Raw genomic sequence first — 21,752 nt, forward strand, 5'->3', positions numbered from 1 at the left:
AATTTGTTTAAATTAAAGTTTTATTTGTAGAACAATACTTATATTTGTTATGATATGTAAGTGTTTTATGTTAGTAAAAGTTTTCGGAAGTGCCGTTTTTGGAGTAGAAGCCACCACTATAACTGTTGAGGTCAACATCGACAAAGGAGTTGGCTATCATCTGGTGGGTTTGCCCGATAATGCTATTAAAGAAAGTAGCTATCGCATTGCAGCGGCTTTGAAAAATAACGAATACCAACTTCCGGTAAAGAAAATCACAATTAATATGGCGCCTGCCGATTTACGCAAAGAAGGTTCTGCCTATGATTTGACTTTGGCTGTCGGAATTTTGGCGGCATCGGGACAAATAAAATCTGAGGAAGTGGATAAATATATCATCATGGGAGAACTTTCTCTCGATGGTAGTTTGCAACCGATAAAAGGTGCCTTATCCATTGCAATCAAAGCCAAAGAAGAAGGATTTAAAGGTTTTTTTCTGCCGATGCAAAATGTAAAGGAAGCGGCTATTGTTAGTGGCTTGGAGGTATACGGAATAGAAAATGTACTGCAGGTCATTGATTTTTTTGAAGATAAAGGAACGCTCGAACCAACTGTCATCAATACACAGGATGAATTTTATAAAACCTTAGATTTCCCTGAGTTTGATTTCGCCGATGTCAAAGGACAGGAAAGCATTAAGCGCTGCATGGAAATTGCGGCGGCGGGCGGACATAATATTATTCTGATTGGCCCGCCGGGTTCCGGAAAAACGATGCTGGCTAAGCGACTGCCAAGCATTTTACCACCAATGACTTTAATGGAAGCATTAGAAACCACCAAAATTCACAGTGTTGCGGGCAAGATAAAAGAAGCTGGGTTAATGAACCAGCGCCCATTTCGAAGTCCGCATCACACAGCTTCCTCTGTTTCGCTTGTTGGTGGCGGCAGTTATCCGCAACCGGGTGAGATTTCATTAGCTCATAACGGAGTTTTATTTTTGGATGAATTGCCCGAGTTTAAAAGAGAAGTGCTGGAAGTAATGCGGCAACCATTGGAAGATAGAGAAGTAACCATTTCCAGAGCTAAATTTACGATTACCTATCCGTCCTCCTTTATGTTGGTGGCGAGTATGAACCCGAGTCCAAGTGGTTATTTTAACGATCCCGATGCGCCGGTAAGTTCGTCACCTGCCGAGATGCAACGGTATTTGAGTAAAATTTCGGGACCTTTATTAGATAGAATTGATATTCATATTGAAGTCACCCCCGTACCTTTTGAAAAACTGACGGAAACCCGCCCGGCTGAAAGCAGTGTGTTGATTCGAGAGCGTGTTACGAGAGCTCGTGAAATTCAATCACAACGCTTTGAGGAACTAAATACCATTCATTACAATGCACAGATGAGTACCAAACAAATCAGGGAATTTTGTGCTTTAGATGCTGCTTCATTGCAACTGTTGAAAACCGCGATGGAGCGCTTAAATCTCTCAGCCAGAGCTTATGATCGTATCTTAAAAGTATCCCGAACTATAGCTGATTTAGAGCAATCAGAAACAGTCAATTCCAATCACATTGCGGAAGCCATTCAATACAGAAGTCTGGATAGAGAAGGATGGTTGGGTTAGCCGAATTTATAATACCTCGCCCCAATTAAAACGGGATCTTCTGTTTCAATATGGTCTAAATAAAATTCTTTTTTCGGCGCGATAACCGATTGTTTCAATTCCTTTTTATGGAGTTTTTCATATATGGTAAAATCAATCGCTGTAGCTTGTTCCAAGGTTTCGAACAGTTTTACTTTTCCGATTACTGATTGCCATTCTGTTGCCACTTCTGCTTCAAAAACTTTAGACTTAGAACCGCTGCCGTAAGCAATGAATCCCATTTTTTGATTTGCCAATTCCGTTTTTTGTTGGAAATGATAGCAAAGTGTTGATACCAATCCCAAGAAAATTGAGCCGGTATAGCAATTTCCTACTTGTCCTGAAGCCATCTCGGAAGGCAGTATTTTTTGAGTGACCAGGTTCAAATATTCCGGGCTTTTGGCCAAGGTTTTGATTTTGTCTTTGGCAGTGTCTCCAAGTTGCGTTTCAAGTAATTCCGGGTTTTCTTTGGCAAAAATTTCGATGAAAGTGCGTCGTCCCTGAAAGCAATAGGGAAGATGCATCAGGATGTTAGACCAGTTTTCATAGAGTTTTTCGCTTTGGTTGCTTTCCGTTTTGTAATGGTCATATGCTTCGGTAATTCGGTTGATATAGCATTGATTGGAATACTGACCGTCAAAAACGGGCTGCTCTTTGTAAATGGCGATTTCATTTTCCAAAATGCCATGCCATTCGGGATTGTCTTCTAATCCTAATGTTTCTTTGGCAACATAGCGGCGCGGTTTAAAGAAATCGAAAACGCCTTCCGTGGCTACACCCACTTCCTGTGAAAAACTCAGGACTCTCGGATTGGCTGTAATCAGCATCGCAATGGCACCGGCACCTTGCGTATATTCTCCGGTGGAATTCAAATCGTATTTGGCGTTATCCGAAGCAATGACCATGGCTTTCTTAGTGGGATGCAATCGGATAAAATCTAAGCAATTTTGCAACGCATCAATCGCACCAATGCAGGCAAAAGTCAAATCGACGACATCACAATTTCGGAAACTGGCCTCACCGAATTGGCTTTCCAAAAGCGACAAAACATAAGAACCTACAGGTTTAGAGCTGTCAATACCGCTCTCAGTTCCCACATAGATTCTGTTGATTTCTTTTGGATTGATGTTTTCCTGTTGGATAAGTTGCAGTGCGGCATTGGCGGCCAAAGTCACCACATCCTGATGCACATCGAGGAAACTCATTTTGTGCAAACCCAGGCCTTTGATGAGCTTGTCGGCTTCTATGTTTCGGTTTTCAGCTAAGGTGGTGATGGGAAGATATAGTTTGGGAATATCAAATGCGATACTGTCGATGCCTACTTTCATTAGTGTTCCAATTTTTGATTTACAAAATTAAAAAAGGCAGCTTCAGTTTTAATTGAAATTGCCTTTAAAATAGGTTGATTGGATACGATTTATGATAAATTCAAAAAAAGAGATTTTAAATTTTTGAATTGTGATTTTTCACTGTCATAACTGAGATTTTTTAATCTAAAAGTTCTTTAAACGTATCGCCTTGTGAAATGTCACCGGTTTTGAAACCTTTGGTAAACCAGTACATGCGCTGTTCAGAAGTACCATGGGTAAAACTATCGGGAACGACCTGGCCTTGCATTTTACTTTGAATGGCATCATCCCCAACGGCATTGGCAGCACTCAAGGCTTCTTCTATATCACCTTCTTCGAGTAGGTTTTTATTGTAATGCGCCCAAACTCCGGCATAGAAATCGGCTTGCAACTCTAAGCAAACTGAAAGTTTATTGGCTTCGGCTTCACTTTTCCCTTCTTGCAATTGCCGCATTTTGGTAGAAGTCCCCATTAGATTTTGGATGTGATGTCCCATCTCATGAGCAATAACATAGGCAATGGCAAAATCGCCACCTTCGGCACCAAAACGGGTTTTTAGTTCTTCAAAAAAATGCAAATCCATGTAAACTTTACTATCGCTCGGACAGTAAAATGGGCCGGATGCAGAGGTCGCATCCCCACAAGCCGTGGTTACATCATCGTCAAAAAGTACCATTCCGGGTTCTTGGTATGGCTGATTGTTTTCTTCAAATAGTTTCGTCCAGGTTTTGTTGTTATAAACAAAACAAGATTCCGAGAAATCGCCTAATTGTTTTTCTTCTGCCGATAGTTCTCTGGTTTTTGTGCTATCGGTTTGGGTTGTTGTTCCTTGTGTTTGTTGTAGAATGTTGCCAATGGATTGGCCTGTTTCGCCTCCAAACATATTCAGCAATAGTATAATAATACCGATTGCTCCACCACCAATGAGGGCTTTGCTGCGACCCGAAATCCCTCTTCTGTCTTCAAAATTGCCGCTTTCTTGTTTATCCCATTTCATAATTTTAAGTTTTAGTTACTAGTTATGTGTTCTCTAATAATATTTTCTAAAAATACTTTGTCAATTGGTTTCGGAATATAGTCGTTCATTCCGTGTTCGATACATTTTTCTTTTTCACCTACTATCGTTCCGGCGGTTAGTGCAATGATTGGAATTTTTGCTGTGTTAGGTAATTTTCTGATGGCGGTCGAAGATTCATAGCCGTTCATAACGGGCATTTGTATGTCCATCAAAATTAAATCAGGCAAGAGGGTTTGAGTTTTTTCTAAAGCTTCTTTTCCGTTTTCTAACTCATGAATTTCGGCATTGGGTAAAATTTGTTTGACCAATGTTTTCGCCAATAGCATGTTTATTTTATTGTCTTCTACAATAAAGACTATTTTATCGTCATGGGTTACAATATTGGTTTTTGTTACGGTTTTATTATGAGAATCATTTAATTTATCTACACCTGATGTTTGATTGGAATAGTTTACATCGAGTATGAAACTGAACTCACTACCTTTCTCGGATTCACTTTTAAGTTCTAATTGGCTGTTCATTAAACTCAATAATTGATTGGAAATAGAAAGCCCTAAGCCAGTGCCACCAAATTTTTTAGAGGTTGAATTGTCTTCTTGTGAAAAGGCTTCGAATATCTTCAATTGGTTTTTCTTTTTAATTCCGATTCCGGTGTCTTTTACGGAGAATTTTAATTGAATGGTACTGTCATCCACTAGTTTGTGCACCGTAATTGAAAAATCAATTGCCCCTTTTTCTGTGAATTTCACGGCGTTGCTTAACAGGTTTATCAGGACTTGTTTCAGTCGAATGTAATCTACCCAAATGTATTTAGGTACATTTTTTTCGATGTTTAAGTTCAGAGCCAAGCCTTTGAGATTAGCCTCGTATTTTATGAGTTCCATTACTTGATTGGCCAAATCATCCACTCCCGATTTTTCTATGTCCAATTCTAATTTTCCCGATTCAATTTTAGAAAAATCCAAAATGCTATTGATAACTTCCATCAGGGCGTTGGCCGATTGGTTGATGGTATTCATGTATTTTTTCTGAATGTCTTCCAAATCCGAGTTCATCAACAACTCTGTAAAACCAATGATTCCGTTCAGAGGCGTTCGGATTTCGTGACTCATATTAGCCAGAAATTCCGATTTTGCGCGGTTAGCAGCTTCGGCATAATTTTTGGCTTTAATGGCTTCTTCAGCTTCCATTCTTTTAGTAATGTCAATGAAGATCCCTACAATATATTCAATTTCACCGCCTTTAAAAATAGGTTCTCCAAATTCTTCCACCCATATATAATGCCCGGCCTTGTTGATAATGCGGTAAATTAAATGAACCTTTTGTTTGCTTTTGAATAATTCTTTGGCTTTGCCTTCTACAATTTTTAAATCATCAGGATGTACCAAATCCATATAGAAAATCTTGTTCTGCAGGAAATCTGATTTCTTATAACCGGTTAGCGTTTCAATTTCGTCATTCAAATAAATTTTTGACCATTTGTCATCATATCTTGAAAGGTGAACTGCTCCCGGAATATTATTGGCCAATAGCCGGAATCGTTCTTCACTTTCCTGTATTTTGGCTTCATTGATATTTCTTTCAATAGCATAAGAAATATTGTTGGTCAGGGTTTGCATAGCGCTAATTTCATCCGATGACCATTCTCTTTCCTTGGTAGAATCATCAAAAACAATAAACCCATAAAACGATGATTTTACAAAAATGGGAATAAAAAGAACCGACTTAGTGTTCAGTTTTTGCAAAAACTCCCGGGATACATTATCTTTCATCTTTCGAAGAATGGAATAATAAATCTTATTTTGTGTCAAATTTGCCGAGATTTCCGGTACTACACTATGAGGAAGGTTTTGCAGATTCGGATTGGGAGGGGTCAATGATTTGGCTTCCGCAGTCCAGCGGTATTTTTGAGTGTAGGTATTGTTTTCCGGATTGTTTTCAAAGAACGAAAGTTTGTCCACATGGGTAACATTTCCAATGGTTTCGAGTATGCCTTCAAAGAGTTCGCTGGTATTTTTTGACAGTAAAAATTTCTCGGTGTTTTTGATGATTTCGACTAAGATGTCGCTTTTGTATGTAAGTTTCTTTTCGGCTTCTATGCGCATTTGGGTTTCGATGGCAATGGCAATCAAATCTGCAATGGAACGCGCAAAATTGATGTCTTCATTGTCCCATTCGATGGTGACTTCCAGTTTTTCGAAACATAGAATCCCGACGATTTTTCCGTTGATGAATATTGGGGTGTCCAGTAACGATTTGATATTGTTTTTTGGAAAATAATCATAGCACAACTCTTGTGTCATATAGTTGTTGTAAACATTGGAAGCTACAATTTGGTTTCCGTTTTCAATATTGTTGAAGTAAATAGGATACCGCTCGCGCTCTAGGAAAAAATTCTTTTCAAAACGATCATTGTGGAAAAAATACATGCTCTCACAACGCAATCCGCCAGCAATGCTCGACCAATAACTCACCCGGTCAATGGTACAGTTGGTACTGGCCACTTTGATGATGTTCTTCAAAATGCCATAGAAAGTATCTTTGTTGGAGTAGCTTTGTGAGGTTAGTTTTTTGAGCGTTTCATTGTGAATTCTAACTTTTTTGCTGCGGTTGTAATGTTCGATTTCGAGGTTTTTCACCAAAGTGATATCTCTCGCAATGGCTGAAAAACCTACAACTTCTCCATTTTCATTTCTTTTCAATGTTACTTTTTGGGAAACCCAAATGGTCTCACCGTCATTTTTGAGCAACGGGAAAACTAGGTCATTATATTCGTGGCTTTCTTTTGGAATTTCTTTGTAAAAATCAACCACATATTCGGTGTAATCTTTTCGGATGAAGTTGGTAAAATGTTTGTTTAAAATCGCATCAATGTCATAACCAAGCGTTTTTACAGTGAATTGGTTGACATAAGTAACGTTGGCATTTAAATCAATTTCATAAATCAAATCGGCTGCTGATTCAATTAAACTTCGGTACTGGTCCTTAATGTTTACTTGTTCGGTTACATCCTGTCCGATACCAATGACAATATTATCGGAATATCTTTTGTCTTTCCATTGGATGTATTTGTAGTCACCACTTTTCGTCTTTAATTTTCGGGTATATAATCGATTGTCCACAAAACTGTCATGGTAGGATTCTCCAATAAATTCGGAGTCTTCGGTCAGATTCCAGAAATCCATCCCTAAAACATCCTCAACGTCATAGCCCAAAATAGTTTTTACCGATTCACTACAAAATGACACTTCCCCTCTTTTATTGGTCGTAATAATCAGCGAATTTCCATTGTTGACAATAATATCCGAAAACAGGAATTTATTTCGGGTTTCCAAAAGCGCTAAATGTCTTGAAATGTGAATGGCAATTATAGAGATAAAAGCACAAATCAGCAGCATGACATGTTTGCTTTCCATAATTTCATAGCGATAAGCAATAATTAATAAAAGCAATGAGAAAATGGCAAAAAACCAGTATTGGATGATATTTTTAATGACAAAATAAGAAAGAAAAAAGCCTACGATTAAACCGATATAGGATATTAATTCAAAAGGTTGGAAGAAGGCGTTATAAGCAATGTAACATAAGTAACTGAAATAAAATACAGTGAAGATGAGGTTTATGTATTTATAAAAAGCTTTATTAGTACTGCTTAAGAAATAAAGCGATAGCAAGAGAGCACCGACCGAAAAATTGATGACCAAATGACTACTGGCTCTTAACTGGAAAACATCCACCATAGTTTCTATCAGTGGAATGGTAATGCCGAAGAAAAGAAAATAGATTCGGAATTGTTCTTCTTTGGGTTCGAATTCAGAATATTTATTGCTGAGGTTTAATTTTTTCTGCAATGTTTTGCTAACTGCTATATAAAACAGCAGTAAAACAATTAATAGCAAACTGATTATTATATAACTATTGATGTTTGCAAATGAAACAAGCTTATTCAATGGATAGTAGATTTATACAATTAAACAATTTAGATTTTGGGATTTGTAATTTTCTGCAACAATATAATAAAAATAAAATTACCCTTTGCCATTTGAAAATCTTATTTGAGATGTTTTTATGAAAACCACTTCAGGATGTATTTTATTAAATTGATTTTTCCTTTGTAAGGGGCATACCTAAAGGGTAAATCAAGCCAATTTGCTTTTTTAACGATGGATTTGTGATGCGAAAAAGTATCAAAAGCAAATCGACCGTGATACGCTCCGATACCGCTGTGACCAACACCGCCAAACGGCAATCGTTTATTGGCAAAATGGACTACGGTATCGTTAATACATCCGCCGCCAAAGGAGTATTGCTGAATGATTTTTTTAGCAAAAGCATTATTTTCCGAAAAGACATATAACGAAAGTGGCTTTTCGTATTTCGAAACAATGCGCTGCAAATCTTCTTCGGTTTCAAAACTTAAAACAGGAAGGAGAGGGCCAAAAATTTCCTCCTGCATTACCAACCTCTCCTGGCCGGATTCATCCAGCAATGTAGGAGCGATGTAACAATCCTGAGCGTTTATTTTTCCACCAAAAAGTATCGTTTCATTTTCCAACAAAGCTACCAATCGCTTCCAGTTTTTCTCGTTAATAATTCGAGGAAAATCGGGGGAAGTCTCGGGGTTTTCTGTATAGGCAATGGTGATTTCTTCTTTTAGATAATCAATAAACTTTGCTTTTGCTTTTTGGTGTACCAAAATATAATCGGAAGCTATGCAAGTCTGACCGGCATTGAGGAATTTTCCCCAAACGATTCTTTTGGCTGCCAATTTCAGATTCGCTTTTGCATCAACGATACACGGATTTTTCCCGCCGAGTTCGAGCGTTACCGGAGTTAGGTTTTCGGCTGCTGCTTTGGCTACAATTTTGCCAACAACAACACTACCAGTGAAAAAGATATAATCCCAGCGCTGTGCCAATAAGTGTTGGGTAACTTCAACGCCGCCTTCGATACATTCCACATGATTCTTGTCAAAAGTTTCGCTGATGATTTTAGCAACAATCCGGGATGTATTTGGAGTCAGTTCAGAGGGTTTTACCACTACTTGATTTCCTGCAGCAATGGCAGCAATCATAGGAGATAAGACCAATTGAAAAGGATAATTCCAAGGCGCAATGATAAGCACTTTGCCGTAAGGTTCTTTATAAATAAAATCTGTCGATGGAAAATTTAAAAGAGAAGGCAAAACCAATGTTGGTTTTGCCCATTTATGAATGTTGTTGATTGTATGGTTGAGTTCGGCAAGAATATAGCTGGTTTCACTAAAAACAGACTCAAAGGCCGGTTTTTTGAAATCGTCATAAAGTGCTTTCAGTATGGCTTCTTCCTGCGATTGAATGGAAATCAACAGCTTTACTAAAGCTTGTTTTCTATAATTGATATCTGATTTGAAAATCATGTCTGGTTAAGTTAGCTAAGCTAAGATAGCTTTTTTAACCATTACAATCAATATAATTGCTTATAAAAAGGCCCAACGGAATCCCATGTGTAAATCTGCTTGTTTACTGTCGTTAATCAACGCCGTTACGATGGAACTCGAACCAAGGTAAAACCCTCTGAATCGAAAACCAACACCAACGCTAGTTCCGGAAACATCATTGTTGGAGACAGGTAAATAGGCTTCGAAAAAGCCCAAGGTTACTCTCGGGGTTACCGAGAATATATTGAGGGCAGTCACTTGGTCATTACCGTTGTCATCATGCAATTTTCGTTGAAAATAACCGGTAACATATATTTTCGGAATGATTTTGAAATCGCCATACATACTGATTAAAGCAGGTAGTTTCACTTTAAAATCCTTTTGACCCGAAGTTTTGGTCAAATAACCATCATTCAATAAAATAGTTTCTACGTCCCTTAAATTAGTGACATTGTCAAATTGACTCAAATCCAAAGGATTGCTGCTTGGAATGTTTAAGGAATAATTGCTTGACTGGTTGTTGCTGTCTTTAAAAGTCATGCTTCCTAAATTTTTAAAGGCAAGACCGGCATTTATTTTATAGGCTTTACTGCCGTCTTTCCATTGGTAATTAACACCTATATCCGTAGCCAGGCCATTTAATCCGCCAAAAATAGATTTACTGTAATCGCTGAAATTGGTAAAACTGTCCGCCAAATTTCCGGAATAGGCTATGTTTAGAGTCGCAGGCGAATTGGTAGTAAGATAAGCCCCGCTAAGATTCTCCGTAATTTGCCCGTTCAGGTTATTCAAACCAAAATTGGAATACGAACCGGGAAATAAAACTCTTAAAGTAATTCCGGCATTGAAACTGTATTGGTCAGTTTCTATCAAATTACGCCCAGCAGAAAAGCCAATCTCACCATAAGCAGTTCCGTTTAAACGTTGGTTGTTACTGCTATTCAAAATAGTGGTATTCAAAATCAAATTATTATTAGTAATAGCATCCCCAATAGCTGGGTCAACATCAATAATATTAAACTTTGCATGGGCTTTGGTAGTGATACCAAATCCCCATTTCATCCATTTCATGGCAAAACCGGGTCCCATAATTTCAGCATCAAATCGAGCATTTACCGGCTCAGTTCCTGTGAAAATCAGATTTTCCAAATTAGTGCCGGAGTTCAAATCGCTAAATCCAATTTTGTTATTAGCCACATTAAAGCTAAGTCCGTAAATGTTGACTTCAAACCTGTTGGAAAGATTGGCAAACTCTGCCGGGTTCAAATCACCGTTTAAAATACCAACGCGATTCGAGGTGCTGATGCCCGAGAATTGGTCTTGTGCAAAAGAACTAATCGTCCAAAAGAGACTTAAGGTTACAATGATTTTTTTCATAAAAGGTAGATTTATTTGGGTTACTACTATATTAATAAACGTAAAAATACAACTTTTAGTTTAAATCGAATTCCAAATAGCATCTTTTGGTGTGGGAGCAATGATTTCAAGACTTTCCTTGGTAACCGGATGAATGAAAACCAATTTTCGGGCATGCAAATGAATGCCACCATCCGGATTGCTGCGGTCAAAACCGTATTTCAAATCGCCTTTTATAGGACAACCAATGGCGGCTAATTGCGCTCTGATTTGGTGATGTCTTCCGGTGTGGAGGTTGATTTCTAAAACAAAATAATTATCCAGTTCTTTGATGATGGTGTAATCCAAACTGGCTTTTTTGCTCTCAGGAACTTCTTTGGTGTGGGCTTTGGAAGTATTGTTTTTTTCATTTCTTTTCAAAAAATGAACTAAGTTGTCGGTTGTTTTTGGTGGTTTGTTTTTAACCACAGCCCAATATGTTTTTTGTGTTTCCCGTTGGCTGAACATTTCATTCAAACGCGTCAAAGCTTTACTGGTTCTGGCAAAAACTACAATTCCGGTAGTAGGCCTATCCAAGCGATGAACTACGCCTAGAAAGACTTCTCCGGGTTTTTGGTATTTGTCTTTGATGTATTCTTTGACCACTTCAGATAAAGGTTTGTCTCCTGTTTTATCGCCTTGCACAATGTCGCCCACGCGCTTATTCACCACTATAATGTGATTGTCTTCGTGAAGAATTTGGAGGTTGTTTTTATTCGAGACTTCTTTCATTACAGATTATTAGATTGTTGGATTATTAGACCTGTAATGTTGAGCGAAATTTAGATATCATCTTTATAATTGTATCTAAATTATAGATTAATTCGTCTAATTTTAATTGATTTATATATCCTAAATCAAAAGCTATTAACAATTGTGTTTCTATTTCGTAAATTGAACCAATTGCAATTTCTAAGAACCTTGAAAAATCTTTATTACTGCTTCTTGAACAACCTTCAGCTATATTTGAAGGAACTGAAACGGAAGCTCTTCTTAATTGATTTGTCAATCCAAATTTTTCGTTATCTGGAAAATTTGATGTTGTAGCATAAATACTTGAACAAAATTGTCTGCTTAATTTCCAAATTTCCAAATCTTTAAATCTGTGCATATTTCTAATAATCTAAAAATCCAACAATCTAAAAATCTAGATTAATATTGCTCGCTTGAGTTCGGAAAATCTTTCGATTTTACATCCGTCACATAGTTTCCGATTGCTGCAGTCATTTGCTCGTATAAGTTTAAGTAGCGTCTCAAAAATCTCGGACTGAATTCGTTGTTCATCCCCAGCATGTCGTGAATTACCAACACTTGTCCGTCAACGCCGCCACCGGCACCAATACCAATCACAGGAATGGAAATTGTTTTGGCTACTTTTTCGGCTAAACTGGCCGGAATTTTTTCTAAAACCAAAGCAAAGCAACCTAGTTTTTCTAATAACTTAGCATCTTCAATTAGTTGTTCTGCTTCGGCTTCTTCTTTGGCACGTACTGTGTATGTCCCAAATTTGTATATCGATTGTGGTGTCAATCCTAAGTGTCCCATCACCGGAATTCCGGCGTTCAGGATGCGTTTGATACTTTCTTTAATTTCGCCTCCGCCTTCCAGTTTTACAGCATGTCCGCCGCTTTCTTTCATAATTCGGATAGAAGAACGCAATGCTTCTTTCGGATCCGATTGGTAACTTCCAAATGGCAAATCCACCACTACCAAAGCTCTCTCAACAGCTCTCACTACTGACGAAGCGTGATAAATCATTTGGTCCAACGTTATCGGCAAAGTCGTTTCGTGACCGGCCATAACATTACTGGCTGAGTCGCCCACTAAAATCACATCAACTCCCGCGGTATCTACAATTTTGGCCATGGTAAAATCATAGGCCGTTAGCATCGATATTTTTTCGCCATTGGCTTTCATGTCAAATAAGGACTTGGTCGTAATTCTTTTGTAATCTTTTTTTGCTGTAGACATTGCTTTGTTTTTGATGAAGTAAAGGTAATAAAAAGGAATTGTAATATTAATGTTAAATCTGTCTCTAATACTCTGAAGGACTGTAACCAATTGATTTTAAAGGATACTTATTCCCAAAAAAGAAATTATGGAAACAACTAAAGTATGGCAAAAAGTAACGGAAAAAAAATACATTTTTTCTGTAGGAGCCAAAAGAATTGGAACACTAGAAATCAGTAATAGCAAATGGAATCCCAGTGCTTTATTGGATGTGGATGGACAATTATTCACCATAGAGCAATCTGGTTTTTGGAAAAATAAATTACAGCTAGTTGATTATAAAGGAAATTTGATTCTAAAAATGGTGCCGAAAAATTGGTTCTCCTCCACAGCTGTCGTTGTGTATCAAAATGAATACTTACAATTAAAAGTTAGAAATAATCCATTGGCAGAAGTACTACTGATCAAAAATGAGACGGAGCTACTAAGTTATGGTTTGAAAATATTTGAAGGGAAAATAGTTACGCAAATCAAATCAGTTGAAGAAAACAATGATTATTTACTCGATTTTCTATTGTGGTTTTTATTCCGAACCGTGGCGCATGAAAATTTCGGGGAAGATTTAGTTTTCCAAACTTTACTCTTGCAGCCGTAAAGCTGTTTTTATTTTAAATTGTTTGATTCTTACTTTTCTATGATGATAAAACGCTTTTGATGATTAACTTTGTGCTCTTATAAAATTATTGAAATGCCCAAAATATTAATCATCGAAGACGAAGCCGCCATCCGTAGAGTATTGGTCAAAATACTTTCCGAAGAAAGTGATACGTATACCGTAGAAGAAGCCGAAGACGGGAAACTTGGTTTTGAAAAAATCAAAAACGAAGACTACGATTTGGTATTGTGCGACATCAAAATGCCCAAAATGAACGGCGAAGAATTACTCGAAGCTGTCAAAAAAATAAAACCCGAAATCCCAATGGTCATGATTTCCGGCCACGGCGATTTGGAAACGGCAGTCAACACCATGCGTCTAGGTGCATTTGATTACATATCCAAACCACCCGATTTGAATCGATTATTAAATACAGTTCGCAACGCTTTAGATAAAAAGCAATTGGTGGTGGAAAACAAAATCCTAAAGAAAAAAGTTTCCAAAAACTACGAAATCATTGGCGAAAGCGAACCTGTGAATCAAATCAAACAAATGATTGATAAAGTAGCTTTGACCGATGCCCGTGTTTTAATCACAGGACCCAACGGAACCGGAAAAGAACTGGTAGCCCACCAACTTCACGAAAAAAGCGAACGAGCCCATGCTCCGATGATTGAAGTCAATTGTGCTGCTATTCCCTCAGAACTGATTGAAAGCGAATTGTTTGGTCACGTCAAAGGAGCTTTCACTTCTGCCGTAAAAGACAGAGCCGGAAAGTTCGAAGCAGCCGATGGCGGAACGATTTTCCTGGATGAAATTGGCGATATGAGTCTTTCAGCTCAAGCCAAAGTATTGCGGGCTTTACAGGAAAGTTTGATTCAAAGAGTCGGTGCCGATAAGGACATTAAAATCAACGTGCGTGTGATTGCGGCTACCAACAAGGATTTGAAAAAAGAAATCGCGGAAGGAAGATTCCGGGAAGATTTATACCACCGTTTGGCGGTAATCTTAATTAAGGTTCCGTCATTAAACGACAGACGCGATGATATTCCGCTTCTAATAGAACACTTTGCCGTCAAAATTGCCGAAGAACAAGGAAACGCGACCAAAGCATTCTCCAAAGAAGCTATCAAATTATTACAGGAATACGATTGGACCGGAAACATTCGTGAATTGCGAAATGTAGTAGAACGCTTGATAATCCTCGGCGGAAGCGAGATTTCGGAAATGGATGTTAAACTTTTTGCCAGTAAATAATGAATCTAAAAAAAATAAACCCCAACCTCCAAAAAGCACTCATCGAAAACGGTCTGACCGAAGCCAATGAAATGCAACAAGCCACTTTTTCTACGATTAAGAGCGGTGCTGATGCTGTGATTCAATCTCCGGGTGGAAGCGGAAAAACTACTGCTATTGTACTGAATGTGCTCCAACGGATGGAAAAATCCATGGGGGAAAGTACCCGGGCTTTAATTATTGTAGAGACCAAAGAGCGCGTGCTGGAAATGGAAGAGCTGTTTTTAAAATATGGCACTTATCAGGATTTAAGTATTCTTGGTGTTCACGATAAAGGAGATATCGATTATGATAAAAACATCATTTCTATGGGATTGGATGTTTTAATTGGTACGCCTACCAAAATCAACGCTATGTTTGCTTCGGCAGGATTCAACATCAATACCGTAAAAATGTTTGTGGTAGATGATGCTGACGTGCTTTTCCGTTTGCGCCATGATGCTATTGTGCAGCGTCTGATGATGAGTATTGAAAAAACCCAACGCATATTCTTTTGTTCCCAAATCACCGAAAGGGTAGAAGTCCTGGCCGACAAAGTCATGATTGAGCCGCTCTTCTTTGAAATGGAAGAGGAAGAGTAGTTGCAGTCGCAGTATTCCGTAAACACACAACTCATAACTTATAATTCATTACCTCATACCTAACATAATGGGACTAATAAAAATATTTTCGGGCGAAGAAATTCTGGCCATTACTTTAAAAGAAAAACTGGAAGAAGCCGCTATCACTGTGGTAATCCGCAACAACAATCAGGCAAATGTGTTGCCTAGTATTGCTACCACAAAACCTGTGGAGTTATTCATTCAGGAAATTGATTTTGGCAAAGCCAGTCCGGTGATTGAGGAGTTTCGGTTGAGTATTTAGTTATTGGAATATTTTCAGTCGACTAACTAATATCGAAATAAAGATTCCAAAAACGCCAATAATGGCGAAAGAATATTTCAAACTAGTCAACTCGGCAATGAAACCAATCAATGGCGGACCAATCAAAAATCCCAAGAAACTGATACTGGAAACTATCGTCAGCGCAATACCGGTAGGTACTTTTTCGTTATTTCCGGCTACATTAAAAATAATCGGAACTACGTTCGCAACGCCAAATCCCACCAACATAAAGGCGATCGTACACGGAATTAAATAAGGAAACAAAACCGCCATATACAATCCGAATGAGATGACCAGGCCACTAATAATCAGTACTTTTTTAGCACCATATTTTCCCACCAAAATATCGCTCAAAAATCGCCCTGAAGCCATGCATATCATAAACGAGGTATAGCCCAAAACAACCAAAGCTCCCGGTGCTTTTATGATTTCTTTAAAATACACACCGCTCCAATCAAACATGATTCCTTCGCTGGCCATGCCGCAAAAACAAATGATGCCCAACCAAAGCAAGGTTTTGTCAGGGTTTTTAAAAAAGGAATAACTCGATTTTTCTTCTTCCTGTTTGGATTTGGCTTTGATAATGAATTTGTAATTGGTCAAAAGTAGTAGCATTACAAAGGCAAACGCCATGATAAAATGCTGCAGCGGACTCATCTTAAAAGCCAGCATGAGCAAGCCTACCAAAGCTCCGCAAAATCCCGCTAAGCTCCACGAACCGTGAAAGGAGCCAATAATCGGTTTGTCAAAAAGTTGTTGCGTATAAACGCCATGGGTATTGACCGCAATGTTGCAAAAGTTGCCAAAGAATCCGAATAAAAATAAGGCCGCGGCCAACTCCCTACGAGCCGTTGCCAATCCGGGCAGAATAAGGCAGGCTGCGTACAAAATCAAGCCCAAAATGGAGATGTTTCGGCTTCCGTATTTCGTTACTATTTTTCCTGAAAGGGGCATAGCGACCAATTGCCCGGCAGGCAGCGCAAAAAGCAAAGTGCCCAGTGCCGCTTCGCTAAGATGCAACATCGATTTAATATCCGGAATGCGGCTTGCCCAGGTAGAAAAACAAAATCCCATCCCAAAGAAAAATAAAGAAGTCGCCAACCGAACCCGATTAAGATAGGACTGTTTGGCCTTTCTAAAGCTCTTTTTAATCTTGGCTTTGGGCAAAATTTTGCTGAGAAAACTATAGTCTAATAACGGCATAAATGATTCTGAATAAATAAAAATAAAGGTAATTAAAACAATCCACACATTTTCAAATTTTCAAATTGCCTCATTCTCAAATTAAACTATCTTTGCCGCTTCAAAAATCTAAGAAGTCTAAAAACCTAACAGTCTAATAATCTACCATGATTACAGTCAACGATATCTCCGTGCAATTTGGCGGAACCACTTTATTCAGCGATGTTTCTTTTGCCATTAACGAAAATGACAAAATTGCCCTTATGGGAAAAAACGGCGCCGGAAAATCAACTTTATTAAAGATAATTGCCGGCGAATCTAAGCCTTCCACCGGAAGTATTTCGGCTCCTAAGGATGCCGTGATAGCTTATTTGCCGCAACATTTGTTAACCACAGATGGTGCTACGGTTATGGAAGAAGCGTCGAAAGCTTTTGGCCAAATCTTTAAAATGAAAGCCGAGATTGACCAAATCAATGAGCAGTTGACCATCCGTACGGATTATGAAAGCGATGAATACATGAAGCTGATTGAGCAGGTTTCTGACTTAAGCGAGAAGTTTTATGCTATTGAAGAGATCAACTACGAAGCGGAAGTAGAAAAGATTTTAACCGGTTTAGGATTTGAAAGAGAAGACTTCACGCGCCAAACTTCGGAGTTTTCCGGAGGCTGGAGAATGCGTATCGAATTGGCCAAAATCCTGTTGCAAAAACCGGATTTGATTCTGCTGGATGAGCCTACGAACCACATGGATATTGAGAGTATTCAATGGTTGGAAGATTTCTTAATCAATTCGGCAAAAGCGGTAGTGGTAATTTCCCACGACAGAGCCTTTGTAGATAATATTACGAATCGTACTATTGAAGTAACGATGGGGAGAATTTACGATTACAAAGCGAAATATTCCCATTACCTGGAGTTGCGAAAAGACCGCCGAATTCACCAACAAAAAGCCTACGACGAGCAACAGAAAATGATAGCCGATAACCAGGCATTTATTGATCGTTTTAAAGGAACTTTTTCTAAAACGGATGCGGTTCAATCGAGAGTGAAAATGCTGGAAAAATTGGTTATTGTTGAAGTGGATGAAGTAGATACCTCGGCCCTGAAACTGAAATTTCCACCAGCTGTCCGTTCCGGGAATTATCCTGTTATTGTAAAGGATTTGGAAAAATCGTATGGCGATCATTTGATTTTTAAGGATGCCAATATAGTAATTGAACGCGGCGATAAAGTAGCTTTCGTCGGCAAAAACGGAGAAGGAAAATCAACCATGATTAAGGCTATCATGAAAGAGATTGATATCAACGGTGGTAGTGTGGAAATTGGGCACAATGCTCAAATAGGTTACTTTGCGCAAAATCAAGCGTCTTTATTAGACGAAAACGGGACAATTTTCTCTACGATTGATGACATTGCTGTGGGCGATGTGCGTACCAAAATCAAAGATATATTGGGAGCTTTTATGTTCCAAGGCGATGATATTACCAAAAAAGTAAAAGTGCTTTCCGGTGGTGAAAAAACACGTCTGGCAATGATTAAATTATTGTTGGAACCAGTAAACCTGCTGATACTCGATGAGCCTTCGAATCACTTAGACATGAAAACCAAAGACATCATAAAAGATGCATTGCGCGATTTTGATGGCACGTTGATCTTAGTGTCGCACGACCGTGATTTCCTGGACGGCTTGGCCACTAAAGTTTTCGAATTCGGGCACAAGCGCGTGAAAGAACATTTCGAAGACATCAAAGGCTTCCTGGCCCACAAAAAGATGGAAAGCTTAAGAGAAATAGAAAAATAAATTCCGAGAGATTTTACTATAACAAAAACCCTGTCCGAGTGCAATCAGACAGGGTTTTCAACATTAATCAATCAACCCAACTTAACTATTTTTAATGTTGTCTTCTATAAAAAATCAGTTATTTACTTTCTTTTACAAGAGGTTTCCCATTTTTAGTAGTGATAATCACGACACCATTTTTGCCTTTTTCCCCATAAGCTTCGACGGCTTTCCCATCCTGCAATATGGAGATGGTTTCAATTTCCTGTTGGTCTAAAGGAGTGTACGGACTTGTAGGGTTGGGACCAAAAACTTCCTGCTCACTGTATTCAACACCGTTAATGATGTAGAGCGGTTCTTTCAGTTCTACTATGGATTCTAAATTATCGGCATTGATGTTTTTTAGGTTTTGTTTCTTGGCTATTTTGTCATCAATCACAATCAAAGGTTTTTCTTTATGAGCATCGGAAACCTGATTTTCTTTTTTCACAAACAACTCTACGTCTTTTGATGGAGCGCTTTTGGATTCGGTACTATAACTACCTGACATAGTATTGGCATTGGCTGTAATCGGATGCATGTAATAACCGGCTTGTGAGGAAATAATGTCTTCAGAGCTTACTTCAGTATTATCCTTATCACTTATTTTTTCTTCTAAGGCTACTTGTGTTTTCGCTACAATTTGTTTTTGTAAAATAGCATCTGCCTCCTTTTTTATTGCCGGATTGGCTTTGTTGGTTACTACTACAACCGTATTGTCAGGAATGGTTTTTTGTATTGTATCGATTTTTGTGACTATTTTGTTTTTGCTGTTTTCAACTTTGTCATTTTTTAAAAACTGATACCCAATCGATATTCCCAGTAATAAGGAAGCGGCTATTGCCCATTTTTTCCAAAGCTGATTGGCGGATTTCAGCTCTTTTTTATCCAGCTTTTCTTCCACACGGTTCCAGACTTTGTCCATAGAAGCAAAATTCGGCGTTTCGGCATTGTTGGCCGCCGCTTTAATTTGATTGAATAAATTATCTTGATGTTCCATGGTTACTTTGCTTTTTGATAATACAAGGTGTTGACCAACTCTTTCAATTTGGTTTTAGCCACATTCAACTGTGATTTCGACGTTCCTTCGGAGATGTTCAGCATTTTGGCAATTTCTTTGTGACCATAGCCTTCAATGACAAAAAGATTGAAAATGGTCTGGCAGCCTTCGGGAATAAAATTGAGCAGGTTGAGCAAATCTTCTTCTTCCAATGGCGTTTCATCGGCACTTTCCGGTTGTATTTTAATCGTATTTTCTTCGAGATACAAATTAAAATTCACATTGCGTTTCAATTGCAGCAAACACTGATTCACGGCAATCTTCCGGGCCCAGGCTTCAAAAGCGCCGGTTTCCTTCAACTGATCCAATTTGGTGAAAATGGTATAGAACGTATCCGCCAGCACTTCTTCAATTTCTTCCTCTTTCTTTAAATACCGCTTGCAGGTGCGATACAACTTAGGAGCCAAGTGGTCGTACACTTGCCGCTGCGCATCGCGTTGCATTTTTTTACAGGCTACTATTAAGGTTTCGTTGATCACTAGGAATGTCTTTATAACTAAAGAGGCGTTTTTTTATAAAAAGGTTGGGACGGCAATGAAAAAAAAATATGCTTTATTTCGGAATGTCTGATTTTACTAGGTTTTTTCTAAAATTAATTTATAAATAGTTGAAGTCAATTCTTCTTTATCGTTGTCTTCACAAAGCAAAAACTCGATTTGAGTGGCAGTTTCGCTGAACAAAGTCAGTCCCTCAAATTTTTGACTGTCCGAAATTTGCTGTACGAAATGCACTTCCTTGGTTTTCAAATCCAGGCTTCCTAAAAAGCTGCCATAAATTTCACCGTCAGTATAAGTTGAGGTAGTGTCTTCGCAAGCCGCTAGGAAATAGACTTTGGTTTCCACCAAAATGGCATCGGTAAACGTGGCTTCGATGTTTTTAACTTTGGGAAGCACAATCGGCACGAATGCTACATTTTTACTTATTTTGTTATAAGTGAAAATCCCATTCTGAGCCTGAACACCATTGCCTCTTTGGAACAAATAATAATTTTCGGAATCAATGATAATGCCTTCAATATTGAGCTCATCGTCATTCAGCGCAATGGTTTGGCGGAGTTTTTTGTGAAGTTTCGATAAATCCTTCTGTTTTATTTCTTTGGTTTCCAAATCAAATTTAACTCGGATATCCCGCTTTTTAGTGGAGCCGGAACCATACAAATACAATTTGTTGTCGAATAGTGTTATCGACTCAAAATCGGCTTTGTCTTTCTTGGCTAGATTTTCCTGACTGTCTTCAAAAAGTTTTATTTTGTGCAGTACTTTTTCGTTTAAGTTGTATTCATAAAGAAAGGTACTGTTGTCCGAAACAATGAATAACGAATTGTCTTTATAGACCAATCCCGAAGCGGCTCCTATGCCTTTGATTTCAAAATAGGGATGAAGTTGCATTTTTTCCATAACACAAATATAAATAGTAATCCGGCCAAAATCATCCGGATTGTGTTTTTTAAACCTAATGAAATCCATAAAACCTCTTATCTTTGCCCACTCAAAAAAAGCACTGTGAATTTAACGCAATACACCAAAGAATTTCGATATAACATGCAACTGGCTTACCCGGTAATACTGGGAATGTTGGGTCATACGCTCATTGGGATTGTCGATAACATCATGGTGGGAAAGCTGGGAAGTACTGAGCTCGCGGCAGTTTCTTTGGGCAATAGTCTGATTTTTGTGGCGATGTCATTGGGAATTGGATTTTCAACAGCCATTACGCCCATTGTGGCTGAAGCCGATGCCGAAAAAAACACTTCGAAAATCCGTTCTGCTTTTCATCATGGCTTGTTTTTGTGCGTGATTTTAGGATTTGCGCTTTTCGGATTAGTTGTTTTGGCAAAGCCGATTATGGAATTGTTGCACCAGCCTGAGGAAGTAATCACATTAGCAAAACCATACTTGGATTGGGTAGCTTTTTCATTGGTTCCATTAATCATTTATCAAGGCTACAAGCAATTTGCTGACGGACTTTCGATGACCAAAATCTCAATGTATGCTATAGTGATGGCTAATATTTTGCACGTTATCATTAATTACTGTTTGATCTACGGTGTGTGGATTTTTCCAAAAATGGGAATCCTTGGCGCTGGCTTAGGAACAGTGATT

At 38.4% G+C, this 21,752-nt stretch carries 19 protein-coding genes; 7 read left to right on the forward strand and 12 right to left on the reverse strand.

The annotated features are described in order from the left end of the window. Window positions 1-67 precede the first annotated feature (67 nt). Window positions 68-1,603: a YifB family Mg chelatase-like AAA ATPase gene (locus tag V7D82_RS07820; protein WP_333600420.1), complete on the forward strand. Its 1,536-nt coding sequence runs from the start codon at window positions 68-70 to the stop codon at window positions 1,601-1,603. Here V7D82_RS07820 and V7D82_RS07825 read toward each other — a convergent pair. From V7D82_RS07825 to panB, 8 genes are all read right to left on the reverse strand, one after another. After that, window positions 1,600-2,949, reverse strand: a complete 1,350-nt coding sequence (locus V7D82_RS07825; protein ID WP_333600421.1) for a hydroxymethylglutaryl-CoA synthase family protein — start codon at window positions 2,947-2,949, stop codon at window positions 1,600-1,602. The two genes, V7D82_RS07820 and V7D82_RS07825, sit on opposite strands and share 4 nt — an antisense overlap. A gap of 160 nt (window positions 2,950-3,109) precedes the next feature. Then, window positions 3,110-3,967, reverse strand: a complete 858-nt coding sequence (ypfJ, locus tag V7D82_RS07830) for a KPN_02809 family neutral zinc metallopeptidase (protein ID WP_333600422.1) — start codon at window positions 3,965-3,967, stop codon at window positions 3,110-3,112. Window positions 3,968-3,978: 11 nt separating this feature from the next. Continuing rightward, window positions 3,979-7,839 (reverse strand): PAS domain S-box protein, encoded by a 3,861-nt coding sequence (locus V7D82_RS07835; RefSeq protein WP_333600423.1) that lies wholly within the window; start codon window positions 7,837-7,839, stop codon window positions 3,979-3,981. 215 nt (window positions 7,840-8,054) lie between these two features. Then, window positions 8,055-9,386 carry an aldehyde dehydrogenase gene (locus tag V7D82_RS07840; protein WP_333600424.1) on the reverse strand — a complete coding sequence of 444 codons (1,332 nt, stop codon included), beginning with the start codon at window positions 9,384-9,386 and terminating at the stop codon, window positions 8,055-8,057. 60 nt (window positions 9,387-9,446) lie between these two features. Then, window positions 9,447-10,784 carry a hypothetical protein gene (locus V7D82_RS07845; protein ID WP_333600425.1) on the reverse strand — a complete coding sequence of 446 codons (1,338 nt, stop codon included), beginning with the start codon at window positions 10,782-10,784 and terminating at the stop codon, window positions 9,447-9,449. A gap of 60 nt (window positions 10,785-10,844) precedes the next feature. After that, window positions 10,845-11,534: an RluA family pseudouridine synthase gene (locus V7D82_RS07850; RefSeq protein WP_333600426.1), complete on the reverse strand. Its 690-nt coding sequence runs from the start codon at window positions 11,532-11,534 to the stop codon at window positions 10,845-10,847. A gap of 25 nt (window positions 11,535-11,559) precedes the next feature. Next, complete coding sequence (locus tag V7D82_RS07855; protein ID WP_333600427.1) at window positions 11,560-11,913, reverse strand: four helix bundle protein; 354 nt, start codon at window positions 11,911-11,913, stop codon at window positions 11,560-11,562. Window positions 11,914-11,954: 41 nt separating this feature from the next. Then, window positions 11,955-12,773, reverse strand: a complete 819-nt coding sequence (gene panB, locus V7D82_RS07860) for a 3-methyl-2-oxobutanoate hydroxymethyltransferase (protein WP_333600428.1) — start codon at window positions 12,771-12,773, stop codon at window positions 11,955-11,957. A 127-nt stretch (window positions 12,774-12,900) separates the two neighbouring features. On the opposite strand from panB, the gene V7D82_RS07865 reads away from it, so the two are divergent. From V7D82_RS07865 to V7D82_RS07880, 4 genes are all read left to right on the forward strand, one after another. After that, window positions 12,901-13,407: a hypothetical protein gene (locus tag V7D82_RS07865; protein WP_333600429.1), complete on the forward strand. Its 507-nt coding sequence runs from the start codon at window positions 12,901-12,903 to the stop codon at window positions 13,405-13,407. A gap of 93 nt (window positions 13,408-13,500) precedes the next feature. Further along, window positions 13,501-14,664 carry a sigma-54-dependent transcriptional regulator gene (locus V7D82_RS07870; protein WP_333600430.1) on the forward strand — a complete coding sequence of 388 codons (1,164 nt, stop codon included), beginning with the start codon at window positions 13,501-13,503 and terminating at the stop codon, window positions 14,662-14,664. Continuing rightward, on the forward strand, window positions 14,664-15,284 hold the full coding sequence (locus tag V7D82_RS07875) for a DEAD/DEAH box helicase (RefSeq protein ID WP_333600431.1): 621 nt from the start codon (window positions 14,664-14,666) through the stop codon (window positions 15,282-15,284). Before V7D82_RS07870 ends, V7D82_RS07875 begins: the two co-directional genes overlap by 1 nt. Window positions 15,285-15,351: 67 nt before the next feature. Continuing rightward, window positions 15,352-15,567 (forward strand): DUF2007 domain-containing protein, encoded by a 216-nt coding sequence (locus V7D82_RS07880; protein WP_333600432.1) that lies wholly within the window; start codon window positions 15,352-15,354, stop codon window positions 15,565-15,567. Here the strand turns inward: V7D82_RS07880 and V7D82_RS07885 are convergent, their stop codons facing one another. Then, window positions 15,568-16,791, reverse strand: a complete 1,224-nt coding sequence (locus V7D82_RS07885) for an MFS transporter (RefSeq protein WP_333600433.1) — start codon at window positions 16,789-16,791, stop codon at window positions 15,568-15,570. A 146-nt stretch (window positions 16,792-16,937) separates the two neighbouring features. Between V7D82_RS07885 and V7D82_RS07890 the strand changes: the two genes are divergently transcribed. After that, window positions 16,938-18,572 (forward strand): ABC-F family ATP-binding cassette domain-containing protein, encoded by a 1,635-nt coding sequence (locus tag V7D82_RS07890; protein WP_333600434.1) that lies wholly within the window; start codon window positions 16,938-16,940, stop codon window positions 18,570-18,572. A gap of 118 nt (window positions 18,573-18,690) precedes the next feature. Here V7D82_RS07890 and V7D82_RS07895 read toward each other — a convergent pair whose 3' ends face one another. The 3 genes from V7D82_RS07895 to V7D82_RS07905 form a co-directional block, all read right to left on the reverse strand. After that, window positions 18,691-19,590 (reverse strand): hypothetical protein, encoded by a 900-nt coding sequence (locus V7D82_RS07895; RefSeq protein ID WP_333600435.1) that lies wholly within the window; start codon window positions 19,588-19,590, stop codon window positions 18,691-18,693. Between the two features lie 2 nt (window positions 19,591-19,592). Further along, a complete protein-coding gene (locus V7D82_RS07900; protein ID WP_333600438.1) occupies window positions 19,593-20,093 on the reverse strand; it encodes an RNA polymerase sigma factor in 501 nt (166 codons plus the stop codon). 132 nt (window positions 20,094-20,225) lie between these two features. Continuing rightward, entirely contained in the window at window positions 20,226-21,047 is an 822-nt protein-coding gene (locus tag V7D82_RS07905; protein WP_333600436.1) for a DUF6929 family protein, read from the reverse strand. Window positions 21,048-21,152: 105 nt separating this feature from the next. On the opposite strand from V7D82_RS07905, the gene V7D82_RS07910 reads away from it, so the two are divergent. Continuing rightward, window positions 21,153-21,752, forward strand: a 600-nt coding sequence (locus V7D82_RS07910) for an MATE family efflux transporter (protein WP_333600437.1), incomplete at its 3' end; no start/stop codon positions are given.

It is taken from the genome of Flavobacterium sp. (genome assembly GCF_036741995.1).
In the GTDB taxonomy this organism is placed as follows: domain Bacteria; phylum Bacteroidota; class Bacteroidia; order Flavobacteriales; family Flavobacteriaceae; genus Flavobacterium.

Bases quoted from the DNA above. Each gene is read 5' to 3' on its own strand.
- V7D82_RS07840 (WP_333600424.1), bottom strand. From the start codon at position 9,386: ATGATTTTCAAATCAGATATCAATTATAGAAAACAAGCTTTAGTAAAG.
- V7D82_RS07885 (WP_333600433.1), bottom strand. From the start codon at position 16,791: ATGCCGTTATTAGACTATAGTTTTCTCAGCAAAATTTTGCCCAAAGCC.
- V7D82_RS07890 (WP_333600434.1), top strand. From the start codon at position 16,938: ATGATTACAGTCAACGATATCTCCGTGCAATTTGGCGGAACCACTTTA.
- V7D82_RS07900 (WP_333600438.1), bottom strand. From the start codon at position 20,093: ATGCAACGCGATGCGCAGCGGCAAGTGTACGACCACTTGGCTCCTAAG.
- V7D82_RS07855 (WP_333600427.1), bottom strand. From the start codon at position 11,913: ATGCACAGATTTAAAGATTTGGAAATTTGGAAATTAAGCAGACAATTT.
- V7D82_RS07870 (WP_333600430.1), top strand. From the start codon at position 13,501: ATGCCCAAAATATTAATCATCGAAGACGAAGCCGCCATCCGTAGAGTA.
- V7D82_RS07825 (WP_333600421.1), bottom strand. From the start codon at position 2,949: ATGAAAGTAGGCATCGACAGTATCGCATTTGATATTCCCAAACTATAT.
- V7D82_RS07865 (WP_333600429.1), top strand. From the start codon at position 12,901: ATGGAAACAACTAAAGTATGGCAAAAAGTAACGGAAAAAAAATACATT.
- V7D82_RS07850 (WP_333600426.1), bottom strand. From the start codon at position 11,534: ATGAAAGAAGTCTCGAATAAAAACAACCTCCAAATTCTTCACGAAGAC.
- V7D82_RS07905 (WP_333600436.1), bottom strand. From the start codon at position 21,047: ATGGAAAAAATGCAACTTCATCCCTATTTTGAAATCAAAGGCATAGGA.
- V7D82_RS07845 (WP_333600425.1), bottom strand. From the start codon at position 10,784: ATGAAAAAAATCATTGTAACCTTAAGTCTCTTTTGGACGATTAGTTCT.
- V7D82_RS07895 (WP_333600435.1), bottom strand. From the start codon at position 19,590: ATGGAACATCAAGATAATTTATTCAATCAAATTAAAGCGGCGGCCAAC.
- V7D82_RS07820 (WP_333600420.1), top strand. From the start codon at position 68: ATGTTAGTAAAAGTTTTCGGAAGTGCCGTTTTTGGAGTAGAAGCCACC.
- panB (WP_333600428.1), bottom strand. From the start codon at position 12,773: ATGTCTACAGCAAAAAAAGATTACAAAAGAATTACGACCAAGTCCTTA.
- V7D82_RS07875 (WP_333600431.1), top strand. From the start codon at position 14,664: ATGAATCTAAAAAAAATAAACCCCAACCTCCAAAAAGCACTCATCGAA.
- V7D82_RS07880 (WP_333600432.1), top strand. From the start codon at position 15,352: ATGGGACTAATAAAAATATTTTCGGGCGAAGAAATTCTGGCCATTACT.
- ypfJ (WP_333600422.1), bottom strand. From the start codon at position 3,967: ATGAAATGGGATAAACAAGAAAGCGGCAATTTTGAAGACAGAAGAGGG.